This window comes from Candidatus Frackibacter sp. WG13 (assembly GCF_900114655.1).
Lineage (GTDB): Bacteria > Bacillota > Halanaerobiia > Halobacteroidales > Acetohalobiaceae > Frackibacter.
The window spans coordinates 1-19966 of sequence record NZ_FOTT01000015.1 but is presented as its reverse complement, the minus strand read 5'-3'; the positions used below and the strand labels follow the sequence as shown (position 1 = coordinate 19966).

Here is a 19966-nt window from a genome sequence, read left to right as displayed (position 1 = left end):
AATATTGATCAAGTATAATTAAAGAATTGTCAACTGCCAATTACTATGACAAAAAGCTAGGCATAATATTATGCCTAGCTTTTTATTCTCAATTTTTTATTGTTATACTATGCTTTCTAGTTTGAAAGTTTAATTGTCTAGTCCTCATCCAGCTTAAAAACCAAAGCTGGCTGTGAACCTACGTTATACTATGCTTTCTAGTTTGAAAGTTAATTGTCTAGTCCCTCGGCACGCAGAACCTCAGCTTTGTCAGTTCGTTCCCATGGTAAATCTATTTCATCACGTCCAAAATGACCGTAAGCTGCAACTTGCTGATAAATTGGCTGTCTTAACTCTAATTCTTCAATAATCTTCGCTGGACGCAAATCAAAATGCTTGCGAATTAGTTCTTCAACAACTTCTTCTTCAACCTTAGCTGTGCCAAAAGTATCTACCATAATTGATACTGGTGAAGCAACACCAATCGCATAAGCCAATTGTACCTCGCACTTATCTGCTAAACCGGCTGCTACTACATTTTTAGCCACATAACGACTTGCATAAGCTGCTGACCTATCTACCTTAGTTGGATCTTTGCCGGAAAAAGCTCCTCCTCCATGGCGAGCAGTTCCACCATAAGTGTCAACAATAATCTTTCTTCCAGTTAAACCAACATCACCTTTTGGTCCTCCAATTACAAAACGACCAGTTGGATTTACTAAGTATCTAGTCTCTTTATCTAACATATCCTCTGATACAATTGGTTTGATTACCTTAGCTATAATGTCACGTTCAATCTGTTCTAAAGAGACATCCGCTCTATGCTGAGTAGAGACTACCACAGTATCTACCCTTACTGGTTTATCATCTTCATACTCAACAGTAACCTGAGTCTTGCCATCAGGGCGTAAGTAAGGTAATGTGTCATCCTTACGTACTTCAGCTAGTCTCTGTGCCAACTTATGAGCTAAAGTAATCGGCAAAGGCATTAATTCCTTTGTTTCATTACTAGCATAGCCAAACATTAACCCTTGATCACCAGCACCTAATTCTTCATCTTCTTCTGTTTCACCTTCTTTTGCTTCTAAAGCCTCATCTACTCCCATAGCAATATCAGGAGACTGTTCATCAATAGAAGTTAAAACTGCACAAGTCTCAGCATCAAAGCCATACTTTGCTCGCGTATACCCAATCTCTTTAACTTTTTCCCGAGCAACCTTTGGAATATCAACATAACAATCAGTCGATATCTCTCCTGAAACCAAAATCATCCCCGTAGTTACTAATGTTTCACATGCAACTCTAGAATTTGGATCTTGGCTAAAAATAGCATCTAAAACTGCATCTGAAATCTGATCAGCAACTTTATCTGGATGACCTTCAGTTACTGATTCTGAAGTAAATAAATAACGATTATTAGACATATTATCACCTCTTAAAATAAAAAAATTCTCTCCTTAGCGGAGAGATGTTCTAACAATTACTACATCCCTCAAGTTATCTTCCTTGCAGGACTTAGCACCATACGCTTTCATGCTGGTTGCCGGGTTTCATAGGGCCTGTCCCTCCACCTCTCTTGATGTAATGCCATATGTACTTATAAACACAATAACATATTAACATATTCACGAATACTTGTCAATTAATATTTTGCCAAATCAACCTTAATTTCACCTTTAATCTTAATTTTTTCATCTCTACTCCTCAATCGACTTCTAATTCAGATTCTGTCAAAAACTCTACTGCAGCTTCCGCTTCATTAACTGGTACTAAAACTTTAATATTATCTAAAGGATCAATAATAATCCCATAGCCTACTCGAGCATCGAGATGAATCCTAGCCTTAAATCCTCCTGCTTCTAAGCAAGATTTTACTATCTTAGCATCATATTCATCTTGAGTAAAGTAAATCGGAACATACCCGCCACTTTTATTATTATTAGACATATTACTTCACCTTCTTGCTTATAATCTTCTTTATACTTATTCTATCATTATTAGAAATAATTAATCAAAAAAAAGGAAGCTAAGTAGCTTCCTTAATAGAGATATTCTTCTGTTTCATTAAATAATATAACTTTATTGAGCTAACAATATCCGATCGTTCATTAACTCTTTTCCTTTTTTCTGTGCAAATTTATCTAATAAATCATCTACAGTCATATGCTTTCTAGCCGGATTCTTAATATCAAGTACTATCTCACCACTATCCATCATAATCGTGCGGTTCCCCATATTTAATGCTTGGTTTAAATCATGAGTTACCATCAGTACCGTTAAATTATTCTTGACTACTATCTTCTTAGTCAACTGAATTACCTGCTCAGCAGTTTTAGGGTCTAAAGCTGCTGTATGCTCATCTAATAATAAGACTTTGGGTTTAGCAATCGTAGCCATCAATAAAGTTAAAGACTGACGTTGTCCCCCAGATAATAGACCAACTTTATCAGTTAATCTATCTTCTAAACCAAGTCCTAGCAGACTTAAATACTCCTTAAATTCAGCTCGCCGCTCTTTATTGACTCCTATCTTTAATCCACGCTTTTTCCCTCTAACAGCTGCCATGGCTAAATTCTCTTCGATTGTCATAGAAGCAGCAGTCCCCTGTAACGGGTCTTGAAAGACACGTCCAATTAAGCCGGCTCGCTTATAGTCTGGCTTACCCGTCACATCTAATTCGTCTATTACAATCTTACCTGCATCTATACCAAAACTGCCTGCAATTGAGTTTAAAAGTGTAGACTTTCCTGCGCCATTGCTGCCAATAATCGTCACAAAATCCCCAGTAGCTAATTCTAAATCTAATCCTTTTAATGCAATATTCTCATTAATTGTTCCTTGATTAAATACTTTCCTTACACCTTTTAATCTTAACATTATACTTCACTCCTCAATTACGTGCTACTTTTAGATAAAAAACTGAAATCTAACTCTTTCTTTAAAGTCGGTGCTCCTAAGGCAATCACTACTAAAAGTGCCGTTACAATCTTTAAATCTGTGGGAGCAAAACCTAGTCTTAGAGCAGCAGTAATTGCTAATCGATAAAGCAAAGAACCCCCAATTACACTTATAGTAGCTAAAGTAATAATTCGGTCACTAAAGACTACTTCCCCAATAATAACTGACGCTAAACCGATAATAATCATTCCAATTCCCATCCCAACATCGGCAAATCCTTGATATTGAGCTACTAAGGAACCAGATAAAGCTACTAACGAATTTGATAAAGCTAAACCTAAAATAATCATAAAATCAGTATTAACTCCTAAACTTCTAATCATCTGTTTATTGTCACCAGTCGCTCTTAAAGCTAAACCTAATTCTGTATGCAAGAACCAGTCAACTAAAAACTTTAAGGCTAAGATTAGTACTAAAAAGAAGATACCAGCCTGCCATTCACCATTAAGACCTATTGCTTTTAGCTTTGTCAATATCGTCTCTTGATTAAGCAAAGGAATATTAGCCCGCCCCATAATCCGTAAATTAATAGAATAAAGAGCAGTCATTGTTAAAATACCTGACAAAAGACCAGTGATTTTTAGTTTAGTATTCAAAAGACCAGTAATTACTCCTGCTAAAGCTCCGATAACTATAGCTACCAGAGTTGCTAAAACTGGGTCAACACCACTAACAATTAATTTAGCCGTAACTGCAGCTCCCAAAGGAAAACTGCCATCTACAGTTAAGTCGGGAAAGTCTAAAATTCTAAAAGTTAGGTAAACACCTAAAGCCATAATCCCATAAACTAACCCTTGTTCCATTGAACTAAATATTACATCCAAAGCCATATATAACACTCCATTCTTTACTGATAAAACTTAATTAACTTTTAAAATTTCTGCCGCCTCATCTACTAATTTTTGTGGTAGATCTATATTCATCTCTTTAGCTGCATCCTGGTTAATAATTAATTCAGTATTTTCTAAGTACTCAATCGGCATTTTAGCTGGATTAGCACCTTTAAGTACTTTAGTCGCCATCTTTCCTGTCTGTCTTCCTAACTTATAATAATCGATTCCTCTAGTAGCTAAAGCTCCACCTTCAACCATCCCTTTCTCACCAACAATTAAAGGTAAGTCTTCGTCGTAAGCAACCTTAGCTACTGCTTGAATAGAAGATGCTACCGTATTATCTGTTGGTACATAGAATGCATCTACTCTACCTACTAATGACTGGGCTGCCTGCAAAACCCCGCTAGTCGTGCTAACTGTTGCTTCTACTAAGTTCAATCCTAAGTCCTTAGCTACTTTCTTAGCAAGTTTCGCTTGCACTACCGAATTGGTTTCTCCTGCATTATATAAAATCCCTACATCCTTAACGTCTGGGCTAATCTTCTTTAATAGTTCTAACTGCTTCCGAACTGGAGTTAAATCACTAGTTCCTGTTACATTAGTTCCTGGCGTTTTTAAATCTTTAACTAAACCTGCCGCTTTTGGGTCAGTAACTGCTGTAATTAAAATTGGAATCTCAGAAGTAACATTTGCTGCTGCCTGAGCAGTTGGCGTTGCTATTGCTAGAATCATATCTACTTGATCATTCTTAAACTGTTGAGCTATCGTTTGTGCATTAGACATATCTCCTTGAGCATTTTGATAGTCATAAACTACATCTTTACCTTCTTTATAATCGTTTTCATTTAAGTAATCAACAAAACCTTTCCGCGCAGCATCTAATGCCGGATGTTCTACAATCTGAACAACTCCTATTTTCAATTTACCATCAGCATTATTACTAGCTTTCTGACTACAACCTACTACTGTTAAAATCAAAGTCAATACTAACAGTCCTACAATTAAATTCTTCTTTGTTAAGTTCATCGTTAACTACTCACTCCTCTTTTAAAGTTCATAATTTAAAATAAAAAAAGACACTCCTAGTCGGAGTGCCTTAGTTATCCATAGGCAAACTACATTATATACTATCCCTTATGAATACTTTACTAGGAATATTTAACACTCTAATACTTTTAATGTATAAATATCCTAATAAGCATAATAAGTTTAGATAGCATATATAAGTTATCTCCCACCGTAAAAACCTAACTACCCTTTTTTAATTAACGTACTACTTACTAAATCTAACTACTAATCCTACTAATATTTCCTACTAATCCTAGCTTATGTTAGACTACCTAACCTCTACACTACAAATTATAACTAATTTTTTATTAAAAGTCAATCATAATTACTTGTTTTTAAAGTTAGCTAGGACTTCCTTAGAATATTCTTTAGCACCAAATAATGAATGATCACGATAGTTGCCACATTCTTTAGCTGTAGTTGCTTCTACTTCATCGGTCTCTAATATAACTTTTAATGAATCAATTAATGCTGCTTTAACTTCATCAACTGCAGGCTCCCCTACTACAATAAGATAGAATCCAGTTCTACATCCCATCGGCGAAATATCAACTATATTCTCAATCCTTTCGCGCATATAACCAGCTAATAGATGTTCTAAAGAATGTAAGGCTGCGGTAGATACTGCCCCTTCATTAGGTTGTAGTAATCTCAAATCATACTTTTGGATAATATCTCCTTTTGGAGTCTCAATCTTACCTGCTTTTCTTACATACGGAGCATTAACTTTTGTATGGTCTAACTGAAAGCTTTCTACTTTGATATCCATTCTGCGCTTCACTCCTTTTTCAAATACATCACTTTTTTAACTGATCTTTAAAAGTTTACTTACCTTATCTAATAATTTCTGTGCCACTTTATCTTTAGAAGTCTTAGGGATTTCTAGCTCTTCATCTTTACTAATCATAATCACCCGGTTAGTGTCTGTACCAAAACCGGCGTCTTCTGCCGTGATATCATTAGCAATAATTAAATCTAAATTCTTATTCTCTAGCTTTTTTTTAGCATTAGCTACTAACTCTTCTGATTCAGCAGCAAAGCCTACTAAAACCTTATCTTCTTTTACTTCTCCTAATTCAGCTAAAATATCCGGATTACGCTTTAACTTAATCTGCAAATCAGAACCATCTTTCTTTAATTTATTCTTAGCTTTAATTTCTGGACGATAATCGGCTACTGCAGCTGCTTTTATAATGATATCCTGTTCACTCTGAATCTCCATTACTGCTTCATACATCTCTTTTGCTGTTTTTACCGAAACCACTTTAACCTCAGTGGGAGCCTTTAAATTGGTAGGGGCACTAATTAATGTGACATTAGCTCCTCGATTAACTGCTTGTCTAGCAATGGCATAGCCCATCTTCCCTGATGAATAATTTCCTAAGTAACGAACTGGATCTAATGGCTCTTGTGTTCCTCCAGCAGTTACTAATATATTCTTTCCTACTAAATCATCTTTTGGCTCTTCCCTTAATTCTTCAGCTATATAATTTACTATTACCTCTGGGTCAGGTAACCTTCCTTTACCTTCTACTCCACAGGCTAAATATCCAGAATCTGCTTCGATTATTTTATAACCTAATTCATTTAAGTCATTTAGATTACGCTGTACTACCGAATTCATATACATATTATGATTCATAGCTGGTGCTAAGACTTTTGGCGCAGTCGTAGCCATTATCGTTGTTGATAACATATCATCAGCTATTCCATTAGTAATCTTACCAATAATATTAGCGGTTGCAGGTGCAACTAGAAAAAGATCAGCTTTTTCTGCCAAGGCAATATGTTTAACATCCCATTGTTTAGGTTCAGAAAACATATCAATCACTACCGGATTATGACTTAAAGAGCGGAAGCTAAGCGGTTGTACAAACTTCGTGGCAGCCTCAGTCATAATTACATCTACCTCAGCACCTGCCTTCTTTAACCTACTAACTATTTCTAATGATTTATAAGCAGCAATACCTCCGGTAACCCCTAATAAAATATTCTTCTTTTTTAAGCTGCTTAACAGATTATTATTCTTCATATTAACGCTCCATTACTCTTTTTGTTTTTCTACAGGGATATATTGTAATTTGCCAGCTAAGATTTCTTCTAAAGCATTTGAAACTGGCTTTGATGTCTTACATTCTACTACTGGCTCTTCACCTTGATTTAACTTTCGTCCACGTCTAGCAGCTTGAATAACTAAAGTATACTCGTCTCCCGTCTTTTCTAATAATTTATCCATTGGTGGATATGCTAACATTTTATCATTCCCCCTTAAATTTTTAGTCTATCTTACACCTTTCAGCAATAATGATTGCCTTTAATTGCTCTACAGCCTTTTCTACTTTATCATTTACTATCATATAATCATAGTTCTCTGCTTTCTCCATCTCTTCCGTTGCATTTTCCATTCTAACTTCGATTGCTTCTTTGCTATCAGTTCCTCGTTTATGAATTCGTGATTCTAATTCTTTCAAAGAAGGAGGTGCCAAAAAGATAAATACTTCTTCTGCATATTTGTCTTTAACTTGAGCAGCTCCTTGAATATCTATTTCTAAGATTACATCTTGACCTTTGGCCATAGTATCTTCTACATAGTCCTTAGGAGTACCATAATAATTACCATGAACCTCAGCCCATTCTATAAATTCATCTTCTTTTATCTTCTGCTTAAACTCTTTTTCTGAAAGAAAAAAGTAATCAACCCCATCCTTTTCACCAGAACGAGGTTTGCGAGTAGTTGCAGAAATAGAATAAGCTATATCTTGGTACTCAGCCATTAGTGCTTCAATTACTGTTCCCTTTCCTACAGCCGAAGGGCCTGATAATATAATCAATTTTCCTTTTTCCGACATTAGCTTCCTCTCCTTTTGCTCCCTTTATTCATCATCACCTAATCGCTGCGAGACTGTTTCTGGCTGAACTGCTGATAAGATAATATGGTCACTATCGGTTATTACTACTGCTCTTGTTCTTCGGCCATATGTAGCATCAATTAACATACCTCTATCTCTTGCTTCTTGAATTATTCTCTTAATTGGTGCAGATTCTGGACTCACAATCGCTATAATCCGATTTGCAGCCACAATATTCCCAAATCCGATATTAATTAGTTCTACTTTCATCTTTAATGTCCCCCTTATATACCTATAAATAAAATACTTATTATATTTTTACTCTATATTTTGCACCTGTTCTCTAATTTTATCTACTTCACTCTTTAAATCTATAATATAATTACTAGTTTCTGAGTCACTTACCTTAGAACCAATAGTATTAATTTCTCTATGCATCTCCTGAGCAATAAAGTCTAATTTTCTTCCTACCGGTTCTGCTATGTCTTCACCTAAAGTCTCTCTAAACTGCTCTAAGTGACTCTTAACCCTAACTATCTCCTCAGTAACGTTACTTTTGTCAGCAATTATAGCTACCTCACTGGCTAATCTATCTTCTTCTATTTCTACATTATTTAATAAGTCATTGACTCTATTCTCTAATTTAGACTGATATTCCTCTACTATCTCTGGAACTCTAGTTTCTACTTTACTAATAAGGTGTTCAATTCTCTCTAATCTATGTATAAAATCAGAAAAAAGCTGTTCCCCTTCTTTACTTCTCATCTCCATTAAATTACCTAAAGCCTTCTTAGTAACTTCCTTCACCTTCGGCCATAGTTCTTCGATATCCTTCTCTACTTCTTCTACACTTAATACATCAGAGAATTGAGTTAGTAAATTAATATCTATTTCTCCTGTTAAACCAAATTCATCCTGAAGTTTTTGTAAAGAATCAATATACTCTTTAACTGCTTTTTTATTAGCTCGAACCTTCACATCCTGATCATCATCACTCTTGATTCTTAAAGAGTAATCGATTCGTCCTCGACTTACCTCGCCTTTTAAAATTTCATTAATCTTAGGCTCTAATCCTGATAATTGTTCTGACATATGTAAATAAATCTTTCGATACTTATAATTAACAGACTTAACCTCCACTATTAATTGTTCAGTATCATCTTCTAATTGTGCTCTTCCATAACCGGTCATGCTTCTAATCATTATTACTCCACCTCTTCTTAATCCTTTCAATTAACAACCTTGCACTAAATAATTCTAGATAACATTTAATAATCCTCTTTAATAATAAAATTTCCCAATTCACAATAAATTATTAAGATTTTAATAAGTTTTGTTTAGACTAATCCTATTCTTGTATAAGCTAATTTCATAATTAAATTTCAAACATAATTAATACAGAATTTCTGGCACCAGCAATTAATTATGCACCTTATATAGCTAAAATTGTTAGTTTACTATAAAATTAGCATAACTATATATTAATATAACATTCTTTATTATTAATTGCAAGATAAATGAAAACCTCTAATCTTGAGATTAGAGGTTTTCATTAATTATTATTTTATTAGTGAACATAAACCGGTTTTTAAAACTCAATTAACTGTTAATAATTACTCAGTAACGTTTACTTGCAATTGCTTTCTAGTACCTGCTTCTTTCTTTGGCATTCTCACTTGTAAAATACCATTAGAATAGTTAGCATCAACTGCTTCTGCTCTTACTGTTGTTGATAAAGGTATTGTTCTATGAACACTACTTACTTGATTACCAACAAATGCTTGTGCAGAAATCGATAAGGAATTTTCAGTTGCAGTTAAATTCATATTATTAAGATTTGCATTCGGAATATTGCAAGCAACAATTAAATCATTCTTAGTTTCTGAAATATCGATGCTAGGATCAACAATTCCTGTAGACTGTTGCTGCATCATTGCAGTAGAAGTCATAGGCGTAGCAGTAGTCTGAGTATACTGCTGTCCTCCCATTTGTTGTTGTGATATACCTGTACTCATTGCATTAGAAGCTGCAGCATTAGAAACAGGCTGAAGACGATAAGACCAAGCTTGAGAAATTGGAGCATAACCAGTATTAATCATTCCACTCTGTAAACCTTGACCAGCAAATGCTTGCTGCTGAGGGATATAACCAGTATTCATTACCCCACTCTGTAGTGCTTGATTTGTAAATGCTTGTTGTTGCGGAATACTAAACGAACTTCTCGCTAAAAATGGGCTCTGTTGTGTCTGTAAAATTCTCATCAACCTCCTATAATTTTTACCAGTTTATGTTCTTTATCCAACCTTATAATGGACTTTTGTAAGATAAATAATACTAGTAATTTCTGGTTTTAGGAAAAGAAACTTTTAGTAAACCATGTGAAAAATCAGCTTTTGCAGCATCAATATCAACATTTACAGGCAGCTTAAGTTTACGGAAAAAGGAACCTTTCCTGCGCTCTTGGTGCAAAAATTTAATCGGTTGTTGATTAATTGAACCTATATTCCCTTCAACATAAACACTTTCATCTGAAAGCTCAACGTTCATCTCTTTCGGATTAACTCCTGGAAGTTCATAAATATAATGGATTGTAGAACTATCTTCTACAACATCTACTTGCGGTGTAAAGTATGTTTGGTTATTATATTTTGAACTTCCAGTAGAAGAACTTCCTTGGGCATTTTGTACATGAAAATTATTATCCACAAAATCTCCTCCTTAATAAATGCTTTCTAATATATTATTTAGATTTTAATAATTAATTATTAGAAGTTTTAATTAATTTTTAATTTAAATGAATAATAAAAACTACAAATTAAATAATATTAATAATTATGCTCGAAATTTTGTTATGAATTCAGTTAATTAAAAGATAATAAAGGAGGAGTTTGGTGGGTAGAGATAATAGGTTAGAGATTATAAATGAAATAAGTAACAGACGGAATTCAAATGTCATCTGTTATTTTACAGGGGATAGAAAGAATATAAGCACTAGGATTGCACCCGATGCAATTAAGATTATTTATCAGCATTTAGAAAGGTTAGAACCTAAAGAAAAAGTCGATTTATTTATCTATACCCGCGGAGGAGATGTACTAACACCTTGGCGGTTAGTAAATTTAATCCGTGAATATTGTAATTTTTTCTCTGTTTTAGTACCATTTAGGGCTTATAGTGCCGGGACATTAATCTGTCTTGGAGCTAATGAGATTGTGATGGGCAAAATGGGGGAGTTAGGTCCTATTGACCCTACTGTAGCTAATGCTTTTAATCCACAAGATCCGAATAACCCTGAAGCAAAAATTCCTATCAGTGTTGAGGATGTTAGCTCTTACTTTGATTTAGCTCAGCAGAAATTTAATTTAAAGAGTGAAGAGAATCTAATTAAAGTATTCTCATATTTAGTAAATAAGGTACACCCTTTAGCTTTAGGAAATGTACGTCGTAACTACTTACTAATTAGATCCACAGCCAAAAAATTATTATCTTTACACTCTTTAGGTGAAGATGAAGTAGTAGTAGAAAATATTATAAATTATTTGACAGAAAAACTTTATGCTCACAATTACATGATCTCTCGTAAAGAAGCATCAGATGTTAAATTACCAGTTAAGCTAGCTGAACCAGAATTAGAAGGCTTACTTTGGCGTCTCTATGAAATATATGAAAAGGACTTAGAATTAAAGAAACCATTCCAACCTTTAGATTATACAAATAGACATAGTAATGAATTTGAAGTTTGTGGCGGTTACATTGAGAGTCAGAATTCATTAGATTCATTTATGTTTAAGGGAAAGGTACAACAGGATGAAATGATGCAAGAACCAGAGGTCAATATTATTCAACAAAAATGGGTTTCATCTTTTAGATAATAGCATATGGTACAACCACAAAAAGGTTACCTTTCGCGGCAGAATACATTTTTTGGTCAATATGACCTTTTTGTGTTCTAATCATATATAAAATTATTTGAAGGAGGTAATTAAATATGAGTGAAATTTTTTTAAAATTTGAACCCAAAAATAATAATGCCTACTATATTATTAATGATAATTCTGGTTCTCCATCAGCCAATTATTCCTCTAATATAGATAAGGAAGGAATTATTGTTATTGACGAAGATAATAATACAAGTGCTGATAATATGTGAAAATTAAATTTTCATGTATAAAAACTACTGAAAAGGATATGATAATTAGTGTAAGAGGTCAGCAATGGTCGAGGTAAGATTGATTTAGGTTCCAAATTCTATTTGGGATTTAGGTTGGTCGAGCAAAGATTATTATAGGCCGAATTTATTTTCGGTCTATAATGGTTAGAGCGAAGATCAGTATAGGTTCTGAAAGGGCCTGCAATTTAGCCGAAGAGGTTATTGTTCCGGGTTCGTCAGGGATCTATGCTGGTCGACCTAAGAAGATGATAGGATCTGGAGGGATCCTGTTTTGTGGTCGAGAGACTGCTCTTGGTTTCGAGATTGGTTCTATCATCTTCGAGCAAAGGTTATTGTAGGCTCGGAACGGATCTATAGTAGTCGAAAGATTGCTGTGGGTTCCTGAGGGTCTGCAGTAGCCGGAGCGCAGATCATTGTTGGCTTCTTTTTATATTTTAATTAAACTTTTAAATTGTTTTCAATTATTTTCCAGGAAATATTTATTGGAGATGTTTCCCCAATTATTCTCTTTAACAAAGATACTCCTAACCTATAAAATAGATCAGGAGTATCTTAATCATTATATCTTAATTATTATTTAATACCTTACACCAAAGGTTCATATCCTCAAAACCACCAGCGATATGACAGTTCTGTATTAAACGGCCATTATACTCATATTCTGCTTCTTTAAATACCTTATTCATCCCGTAAGAAGTTGAGCGAGCAATACTATAAAGAGAATGATATCTTCTAGCTTTCAATTCAGATTCTAGCTTATTTAAAATATAACTAGCATATCCGTTGCCTCGTGCGCTAGGTAAAGTAGCAAAATCAGTCATCTCTGCATTCTTAAATTCAGGATTAGTCTCCGCAGACGCAGCAGCTACTAAGTCTTCCCCATCATAAAGCAAACCATAAATAACATCAGAATTCATACTCTCTTCAATATACTCCTTCTTAAAGATAGGAGTTGGATAGGAAGTAAAGACTTCTTTATATAGCTCTGTCATTGCTGTTATATCGCTAGGCTCTGCTATTTTAAATTCACAATCATCATCTAACTCTACTAGACCTTGATCACTTTCTTCTTGCAGCAAGTCTGCTACAATCTGATCTTTCTTCTCTCTATTCTGTTGGCGACTTCGCTCCGAATCAGGATAGAAAGCCATAATAATTGCAGCTTCATCTAAATAGTAATCTTCAATTAATCCTTCAGCTATAAATCCAATATTAGAAAACTGTTGATGGTCACTAAACCTAACTTTAACCCAAATCTTACCATATTCGTTTGATTTAGCTTCTCCTTTCAAACGATTTCCTAAATTATTTAAACCAGTGCCACTGTATGACTCAACTACAATACGTTGATTTAAATCAGAATATTTAGCTTTAGCTTCATAATCACGTCCCCGAATAATCTTTGTCTTCTTATACTTAGTTTCAGATTTCAATTGAGAAATTGACATATGACAATCCCTCCTATTCTGTTAATGAGTAATCAGTGTCAGTAAAGCCCACTAAAAAGTTATTAAACTAGATGCAGTAGCTATCTCAGTCTTAACTTCTACAAACTTATCTCGTCATTCTCCTCAGAAAGTAACTTCTGCACTCCCTGGGGTTCTACTGTTTCGCCATTATCAGCTTTCTCTTCAATCTCCGTACAAACATTACACTCTTCTGGACATTCATCACTCTTAATTTCTGGTTCAGTGTAAACTACAATATTTCCTTCATAATTTCTAAGCACTGTCTTCTGTCTTGATGAAGAAACTACATAGTTAGGAGTAACTGGAATCTTACCGCCTCCTCCTGGTGCATCGACTACATAACGTGGTACTGCAAATCCAGAAGTATGACCAATTAATGACTCCATAATTTCGATTCCTGCTGAAATCGAAGTACGGAAATGCTCAATTCCTCGTGAAAGGTCACATTGATATAAGTAATATGGTCTAATTCTATTCTTAACTAGCTCATGCATCAATTCTTTCATTACTAATGGACAATCATTAACATTCCTTAATAAAACAGTCTGATTCCCTAATGGGAAACCATTATCTGCTAATCTATCTAAAGCTTTTTTAGCAGTCGTTGTTAACTCTTTTTTATGATTAAAATGGGTGTTAATCCAAATAGGAGAATACTTTTTTAGCATACTAATTAATTCATCATCTATTCTTTGTGGTAAAACGACTGGAACTCTACTACCTATTCTTACTACATCTACATGAGAGATTTCTTTTAACTCAACAATAATTTCTTCTAATACATCTAAATCTAATAATAATGGGTCTCCACCAGATAAGAGTACATCTCTAATTTGAGGATTATCCTTAATATATTCAATCCCAGTTTTAATCTGTTCTAAATCAACCTTTTGCTGGCTGTCCCCTACTTTTCTTTTGCGAGTGCAGTGTCGACAAAACATCGAACACTTATTGGTTACTAATAATAATACTCGGTCAGGATAGCGATGTGTTAAACCTGGTACTGGTGAATCTTCTTCTTCATGTAGAGGGTCACTCATTTCATAAGCAGATTCTTCTAGTTCTGATTTCTGTGGTATTGATTGCAGACGAATTGGACAGTATTCAGAATCAAAATCAATTAGCGAAGCATAATAAGGGGTTATTGACATAGGAAAGATATTAGTTGCTTCCTCAATCTCTTGAGCTTGTTGGTCTGAAAGGTCAAAGTGTTCCTGTAACTCTTCAACATTAGTAATACTGTTTTCTAATTGCCATTGCCAATCGTTCCATTCTTCGGGAGTACAATCCCATGATTCATCGATATTTTCTGATGATTCCACTTTAATTATCACTCCTTATTGTTTGTTGATAATTTAAAGCCTTTTATATTATTAAATAAAAGACTCAGTATTCCTCCTTATTCTGTAAATTAATTTTAACTAATTAAATATTCCCACTTATATACTATGTTTCAAAAACCATTTGATGAATATAAATTTTGCAACTGGGAATTATAAAGTTATATTCCCGGGGAATAAGGAGGTGAAGGCATAATGTCTAAAATAGCATGTAATGTTAGCAACTGCGCTTATTATGGAAGTGGTAATGTCTGCGAAGCAGATAAAATTAGTGTTAGTGATACTAACTTTTCAGCTAATACTAATACAAAAGCAGGAATGGAAGTTGGGTCTTTCAGTGAACAGGTGACTTCTAATACATCTGGTGAAACCCAATGTGTCACTTTCAAGCCAGCAAATAAATAGATATTTAAAAAGGTGGAGCTATTAGCTCCACCTTCTTACTTAATCATTTTCGATTTTAATAATCTCTGTCTGTGTAATTGCTTCTGATACTAATTCTTCAACTGCTAAATCTTCCTCAGCATACTCAACAAACCTTAATTTAGGTTTAGTTTCTGGATTATCTGGAACAAAAAGTGTACAACAATCATCATACGGTTGGATTGATATTTCATAAGTACCTATATCCTTTGCTCTTCTCTTTATTTCATTCTTATCTAAACCGATCAGTGGTCTAAAGACAGGCATCTTAGTCATAGCATTGGTTACGTACATACTATCTAAAGTCTGACTAGCTACCTGACCAATACTTTCTCCAGTGATTAAAGCCTTACCATCTTCATTTTCAGTAATCTCTTCTGCAATCTTCATCATTAACCGTCGCATAATGATTGTTAACAACTTTTTAGGGCATTCATCCTTAATCGCCGTTTGGATTTCAGTAAATGGTACTACTCTCAAATTAATACTCCCACCAGCATAGCTAGCTAACACACGACAAAGATCGATCACTTTCTCCTTAGCTCGTTCGCTAGTAAACGGAGGACTATGAAAATAAATAGGAATCAGTTCTACCCCTCGTTTCATAGCCATCCAACCGGCTACAGGACTATCTATTCCTCCCGAAAGTAACAAGCCTGCTTTGTCACTACTACCTACCGGCAATCCACCTACCCCCGGTAGATCATTTGCATAGACATAAGCCTGTCTATATCTAATCTCTACATTTAATTTAAAGTCTGGATTATGCACATCTACTGTTAAATCTTCAGTGTTACGCAAGACATGAGCACCTAATTCACGATTAATTTCCATAGAGTCATACTCAAAGCCTTTATTAATGCGTCTAGTTTCGACTTTAAATGTTTTAGCTTTATCAGATAACTCCTTTTCTACTAATTCTAAACCCGCTTCCTTAATCTCCTCAAAATCTAAGGCAGTCTCTTTCGCTGGGCAGACGCCAACTATCCCAAAAACTTTCTGTAGTCTATCAGTCACTACATCTACATCATTCATTTCTGTTTCAACGAAGATCCGCCCATCTGTCTTATAAACATCTGCTTTAGCTATCTCTGTTAAACTCTGTTCAATATTGCTTATTAACTTATCTTCAAAAAGGTGACGATTGCCACCTTTAGTTCCAATCTCCCCATAGCGAACTAAAATTAAATCTTTCATTAATTCTCCCTCCCAACAGTTCCTCCCTTAGTCATAACTCAACTACTGACCTTCTATTAATCACAACTTAACCACTAATTTTACGTAACTGTGGTACGCTTTTTATTAACTTTTCAATAGTGTAATCTATTTCTTCTTCATTATTAAAAGTAGATAAACTAAATCGTAATGTCCCTTCCATAGCATCTTCGTCTACTCCCATAGCTGTTAAAACATGACTTGGTGCAGAATCTTTTGAAGAACAGGCTGAACCAGTAGAAACATAAATATTCTCTTCTTCTAAAGCATGAACTAAGACTTCACCTTTTAAACCCCGGAATGAAAGGTTTAAAATATGAGGGGCACCATTCTTTAGTTCAGGGCCATTAATCTGAACTTCATCTAAACTAGAGATAACACCATCAGCTAATCGCGTCTTTAATTCCTGCATCTGTGCCACATTTTTCTCCACATCCTCAGTAGCTAATTTAACTGCTTCACCAAAACCTACGAAACCAGGTACATTCTCTGTTCCAGCACGATAACCGTTCTCTTGTCCACCACCAGTTATTAGTGACTTTAATCTCGTATCTTTTGCTACATATAATCCACCGCTCCCTTTAGGACCATGAATTTTGTGGCCACTCATAGAAAGTAAATCAATTATAGAGTTAGATAGATCAATTTCTATCTTATCTAAAGCCTGAACGGCATCTACATGTAAATAAAGTTTACTATCCTTATACTCTCTAACTATCTTTTCAACCTCATCAATCGGTTGAATCGCTCCTACTTCACTATTGACGTACATAATACTAACTAAAATTGTATCTTCAGAGATCTCTTCACGTAAATGGTCTAAATCTAAGATACCATTTTCATCTACATCAAGATAAGTAACCTTCCAACCTTCTTGCTCTAAATCCTGAAATGGATGTAAGACAGAAGAATGTTCAACCTTAGTAGTAATCAGATGGTTACCATATCTCTTTAATGTATCGACCGTTCCTTTGATAGCTAGATTATTAGATTCCGTTCCTCCAGAAGTAAAAATAATCTCTTCTTCATTAGCTCTAATAACCTTTGCCACTTTTCTTCTTGCTTCCTTAAGCAGTTTTTCTGCGTCTATGCCCTTTTGATGAAGTGATGAAGGGTTGCCATAATTATTAGTTAAAGGCTCCATCATCGCCTCCACAACTTCTTTTCTGGGTTTAGTAGTTGCACTATTATCTAAATATACTTCTTTCATAGCATCATCCTCTTTTCTTAATTAGTAATCATTTTAATTTTATTATGAAAGAGATTTCTTCAAAATATGTCTATTCTTTTAGTAATCCAGTATAATATTGTACCACAACTGCTTAATTTAAGCAAGAAAAGCAGAATATGACTCTACCTAATCTAATTTATGGTCAACCGATGCTAATTTCTGTCCCATACTAGCTTCTTTATCTCTCCGGTCATCAATCTTAATTGAAGTAGAAACTCGCATAGCACCATTTTGAAATGGGACTTCATGTAATTTTTTAATCACTTCAAAAATCACATCTAATTCCCCTTCAATAATAGTTCCCATCGGTGTTAACTGATATTCAATTGCATCTTCATTTCTTAAAACCTTCTGACATTCAGCTACATATCGACTAAGACTAGTATCACCGGTTCCTAAAGGAACTACCGTCACTTCTACAATTGCCATTTTATTTACCTCCTGTGTTATAATAAATAATTAAACACTAAGTATAATTAATCAAAGACTACTAACTCTTTTAACTTCTCTATATCATAACTATAATCTAGAATCTCATTAAGATGTTCCAAATCCTTAATATCCTTCTTCATAAAGATACGCATAGCACGCTTCTTACCAATTCCCGGCAGTGCTTCTAATTCTGCTACTCCTGCTTGATTAATATTAAACGGCCACGGCAAGCCAGTTATTGAACGATATCCATGATCAATAACCTTCACATCCAAAATTTCACCTATCTCCCGCTGACCAGGAACTCCTACTAAGATAGGATAAGTTCCTAACTGTCTACCAAAAGATAGCTTTCCTTTAACTTCTTCAATAATTACCTCTTTTAATATAGTTTCCACTGGAAATAATCGTTTTAACATCGGTTTATTAATCTCTTCATTAACTTTCTCTTTATATTCTTTAAAATCATGCTTACTATATCCATGAACTGCTTCATAATCTTTTAAAGGGTTTACCTGGCGAATATTAATTCTTCGTACTAAAAGATCTGAATCTAAGATTTTTTTTAAAAAATTAAAGTTCAATTCCATAGTCTTCTTACTCTCACCCTGTAACCCATGTAAGAGATTAATTCCTGGTAACAGTTTAGGTACTCCGTCTTCTCGATAACCACTCGCTTCATTCATCATTTTTATTGCTTGCATAGTCTTCTTTTTATTAGTACCGATATTATTAGCTTTTAATACCTTAGGGTCAGCTGATTCTAACCCAAAAGCAGCCACATCCCCAGCAGTATTATATTTAGCAATCGTCTCCAAAATCTGAGCAGCTTCATCAGTAAAATCAGCAATCGTAGCTGGATTAACGTTGTCCATATGTAAGACTTTTAAATTAGGAGCTACCTCTCTAATTCCCGAATAAAGTTTTTCAATTGCTGTCGGATTAGGAACTAGCTTATCACCCACTTGCTTAGCCTGATAGAGTAATAAATCAGTCTGACAACCTAATCTAAAGTATTGATTACCTAACTTAGCTAAATTCTTTACTTCTTTAATGACCCCCTCGACACTCCGTTGATATATAACTTCCTTAAATCCTTCACTACAAAAAGAACAATGGCTCTCCCTAGGACAACCTCTAAATGTCTCTAATTCACAGACTAAATGAGGAAAATTGGGATGTTCATTGGTCACTTCTGCGCCTAATACTGCCCATCTATCTATTAATTCTGATGACTCTAATTTATTATGTAGATTAGTATTAGTTAATTCTTGATATATAGTTAAACCGGGAACCTCTTTTGCTAACTGGTCAATAAACTTCACTTCCAAACTGCAGTTGATTATTGGTCCACTCAAAATAACTTGAGCTTGGTCTAATCTTTTAGCAATCTCCTCTATTTCTTGTAAGGAAATAGGTTGTCCACCTAAATACCTACCTGGTACTGTCGTTCCTGCAATTATAATTACAAACTCCGAATTATGTAATTGACTAATTAATCGCTCCTCATTATCACGAAATTGATCAATTGTTAAATAATTAATGTCTTTATTTTTTAACCCAGCATCTTTTAATGCTCCATAAGTATATCTAATATGTGGAGCGATATATGGAGGCACTCCTAAACAAGATGGCTCATCTAAATATCCATCTAAGATACTTACTTTAACTTCTGACATCTCCGTATCTTCCTTTCAAAACAAATACTTTATTTTTTATTATACTTTATCTGTAATTATTTATCAAACTGCACGCATAGTTTTATTCACCTTTCAAATTTTCACCATAGAACAGACGATCATGCCGGGTTAATATACTACAATAAGACACTTCCCTAATTAGAGAAGTGCCTTTATATCTATTAGACTGTCATACCTCCATCGATCACATATTGAGCTCCAGTTGTGAACCTCTCCATCTAAATCAAAAATAAGATTTAGATGGAGCTTCTAACTACTTCATATAGATTAAATTTCAATCTATACTACTAGGTTAGTT

At 34.4% G+C, this 19966-nt stretch carries 23 protein-coding genes and 1 riboswitch; of the genes, 4 read left to right on the top strand and 19 right to left on the bottom strand.

Translation table 11 applies throughout. From position 1 onward, the window contains the following. Positions 1 to 209: 209 nt before the first annotated feature. From metK to BM077_RS08745, 13 genes are all read right to left on the bottom strand, one after another. On the bottom strand, positions 210 to 1403 hold the full coding sequence (gene metK, locus BM077_RS08805; protein WP_089749538.1) for a methionine adenosyltransferase: 1194 nt from the start codon (positions 1401 to 1403) through the stop codon (positions 210 to 212). 58 nt (positions 1404 to 1461) lie between these two features. Further along, a riboswitch (SAM riboswitch) is annotated at positions 1462 to 1565 on the bottom strand. A gap of 118 nt (positions 1566 to 1683) precedes the next feature. Beyond that, positions 1684 to 1926 carry a hypothetical protein gene (locus BM077_RS08800; RefSeq protein WP_089749539.1) on the bottom strand — a complete coding sequence of 81 codons (243 nt, stop codon included), beginning with the start codon at positions 1924 to 1926 and terminating at the stop codon, positions 1684 to 1686. Between the two features lie 132 nt (positions 1927 to 2058). Next, positions 2059 to 2856, bottom strand: a complete 798-nt coding sequence (locus BM077_RS08795; RefSeq protein WP_089749541.1) for an ABC transporter ATP-binding protein — start codon at positions 2854 to 2856, stop codon at positions 2059 to 2061. A 17-nt stretch (positions 2857 to 2873) separates the two neighbouring features. After that, the gene (locus BM077_RS08790; RefSeq protein WP_089749542.1) at positions 2874 to 3767 is read right to left on the bottom strand and encodes an ABC transporter permease; all 894 of its coding nucleotides are present in this window, start codon (positions 3765 to 3767) and stop codon (positions 2874 to 2876) included. Between the two features lie 30 nt (positions 3768 to 3797). Continuing rightward, complete coding sequence (locus BM077_RS08785) at positions 3798 to 4796, bottom strand: ABC transporter substrate-binding protein (protein ID WP_089749544.1); 999 nt, start codon at positions 4794 to 4796, stop codon at positions 3798 to 3800. 367 nt (positions 4797 to 5163) lie between these two features. Continuing rightward, entirely contained in the window at positions 5164 to 5607 is a 444-nt protein-coding gene (locus BM077_RS08780) for an S-ribosylhomocysteine lyase (RefSeq protein ID WP_090003507.1), read from the bottom strand. Between the two features lie 36 nt (positions 5608 to 5643). Further along, positions 5644 to 6870 carry a bifunctional phosphopantothenoylcysteine decarboxylase/phosphopantothenate--cysteine ligase CoaBC gene (coaBC, locus tag BM077_RS08775; RefSeq protein ID WP_089749547.1) on the bottom strand — a complete coding sequence of 409 codons (1227 nt, stop codon included), beginning with the start codon at positions 6868 to 6870 and terminating at the stop codon, positions 5644 to 5646. A gap of 12 nt (positions 6871 to 6882) precedes the next feature. Then, complete coding sequence (gene rpoZ, locus BM077_RS08770; RefSeq protein WP_089749549.1) at positions 6883 to 7092, bottom strand: DNA-directed RNA polymerase subunit omega; 210 nt, start codon at positions 7090 to 7092, stop codon at positions 6883 to 6885. Positions 7093 to 7114: 22 nt separating this feature from the next. Continuing rightward, positions 7115 to 7687, bottom strand: coding sequence for a guanylate kinase (gmk, locus tag BM077_RS08765; protein WP_089749551.1), 573 nt, complete (start codon positions 7685 to 7687; stop codon positions 7115 to 7117). Positions 7688 to 7711: 24 nt separating this feature from the next. Beyond that, positions 7712 to 7957, bottom strand: coding sequence for an extracellular matrix/biofilm regulator RemA (gene remA, locus BM077_RS08760; protein ID WP_089749552.1), 246 nt, complete (start codon positions 7955 to 7957; stop codon positions 7712 to 7714). A 48-nt stretch (positions 7958 to 8005) separates the two neighbouring features. Further along, a complete protein-coding gene (locus tag BM077_RS08755; protein WP_089749554.1) occupies positions 8006 to 8890 on the bottom strand; it encodes a YicC/YloC family endoribonuclease in 885 nt (294 codons plus the stop codon). Positions 8891 to 9300: 410 nt separating this feature from the next. Then, positions 9301 to 9948: an Hsp20/alpha crystallin family protein gene (locus tag BM077_RS08750; protein ID WP_089749557.1), complete on the bottom strand. Its 648-nt coding sequence runs from the start codon at positions 9946 to 9948 to the stop codon at positions 9301 to 9303. A gap of 73 nt (positions 9949 to 10021) precedes the next feature. Beyond that, on the bottom strand, positions 10022 to 10393 hold the full coding sequence (locus tag BM077_RS08745) for an Hsp20/alpha crystallin family protein (RefSeq protein ID WP_089749559.1): 372 nt from the start codon (positions 10391 to 10393) through the stop codon (positions 10022 to 10024). Positions 10394 to 10578: 185 nt separating this feature from the next. Here BM077_RS08745 and BM077_RS08740 point away from each other — a divergent pair, with 185 nt between their 5' ends. From BM077_RS08740 to BM077_RS08735, 3 genes are all read left to right on the top strand, one after another. Further along, the gene (locus BM077_RS08740) at positions 10579 to 11559 is read left to right on the top strand and encodes an SDH family Clp fold serine proteinase (RefSeq protein ID WP_089749561.1); all 981 of its coding nucleotides are present in this window, start codon (positions 10579 to 10581) and stop codon (positions 11557 to 11559) included. Between the two features lie 116 nt (positions 11560 to 11675). Further along, complete coding sequence (locus BM077_RS13740) at positions 11676 to 11837, top strand: hypothetical protein (protein ID WP_176941681.1); 162 nt, start codon at positions 11676 to 11678, stop codon at positions 11835 to 11837. A 161-nt stretch (positions 11838 to 11998) separates the two neighbouring features. After that, positions 11999 to 12196: a hypothetical protein gene (locus tag BM077_RS08735; protein WP_089749563.1), complete on the top strand. Its 198-nt coding sequence runs from the start codon at positions 11999 to 12001 to the stop codon at positions 12194 to 12196. A 228-nt stretch (positions 12197 to 12424) separates the two neighbouring features. Here BM077_RS08735 and ablB read toward each other — a convergent pair whose 3' ends face one another. Both ablB and ablA read right to left on the bottom strand, forming a co-directional pair. Next, complete coding sequence (gene ablB, locus BM077_RS08730; protein WP_089749565.1) at positions 12425 to 13306, bottom strand: putative beta-lysine N-acetyltransferase; 882 nt, start codon at positions 13304 to 13306, stop codon at positions 12425 to 12427. Between the two features lie 98 nt (positions 13307 to 13404). Continuing rightward, positions 13405 to 14649 carry a lysine 2,3-aminomutase gene (ablA, locus tag BM077_RS08725; RefSeq protein WP_089749568.1) on the bottom strand — a complete coding sequence of 415 codons (1245 nt, stop codon included), beginning with the start codon at positions 14647 to 14649 and terminating at the stop codon, positions 13405 to 13407. Positions 14650 to 14862: 213 nt separating this feature from the next. On the opposite strand from ablA, the gene BM077_RS08720 reads away from it, so the two are divergent. Then, positions 14863 to 15072, top strand: coding sequence for a DUF1540 domain-containing protein (locus tag BM077_RS08720; protein WP_089749570.1), 210 nt, complete (start codon positions 14863 to 14865; stop codon positions 15070 to 15072). 39 nt (positions 15073 to 15111) lie between these two features. On the opposite strand, the gene thiI is transcribed toward BM077_RS08720, so the two are convergent. From thiI to BM077_RS08700, 4 genes are all read right to left on the bottom strand, one after another. Continuing rightward, positions 15112 to 16287 (bottom strand): tRNA uracil 4-sulfurtransferase ThiI, encoded by a 1176-nt coding sequence (gene thiI / locus BM077_RS08715; protein WP_090003508.1) that lies wholly within the window; start codon positions 16285 to 16287, stop codon positions 15112 to 15114. Between the two features lie 67 nt (positions 16288 to 16354). Further along, positions 16355 to 17515, bottom strand: a complete 1161-nt coding sequence (locus BM077_RS08710) for a cysteine desulfurase family protein (protein WP_089749575.1) — start codon at positions 17513 to 17515, stop codon at positions 16355 to 16357. Positions 17516 to 17662: 147 nt separating this feature from the next. Beyond that, complete coding sequence (locus BM077_RS08705; RefSeq protein WP_089749577.1) at positions 17663 to 17965, bottom strand: MTH1187 family thiamine-binding protein; 303 nt, start codon at positions 17963 to 17965, stop codon at positions 17663 to 17665. Positions 17966 to 18012: 47 nt separating this feature from the next. Next, a complete protein-coding gene (locus BM077_RS08700; RefSeq protein WP_089749579.1) occupies positions 18013 to 19647 on the bottom strand; it encodes a radical SAM protein in 1635 nt (544 codons plus the stop codon). Positions 19648 to 19966: the final 319 nt, after the last annotated feature.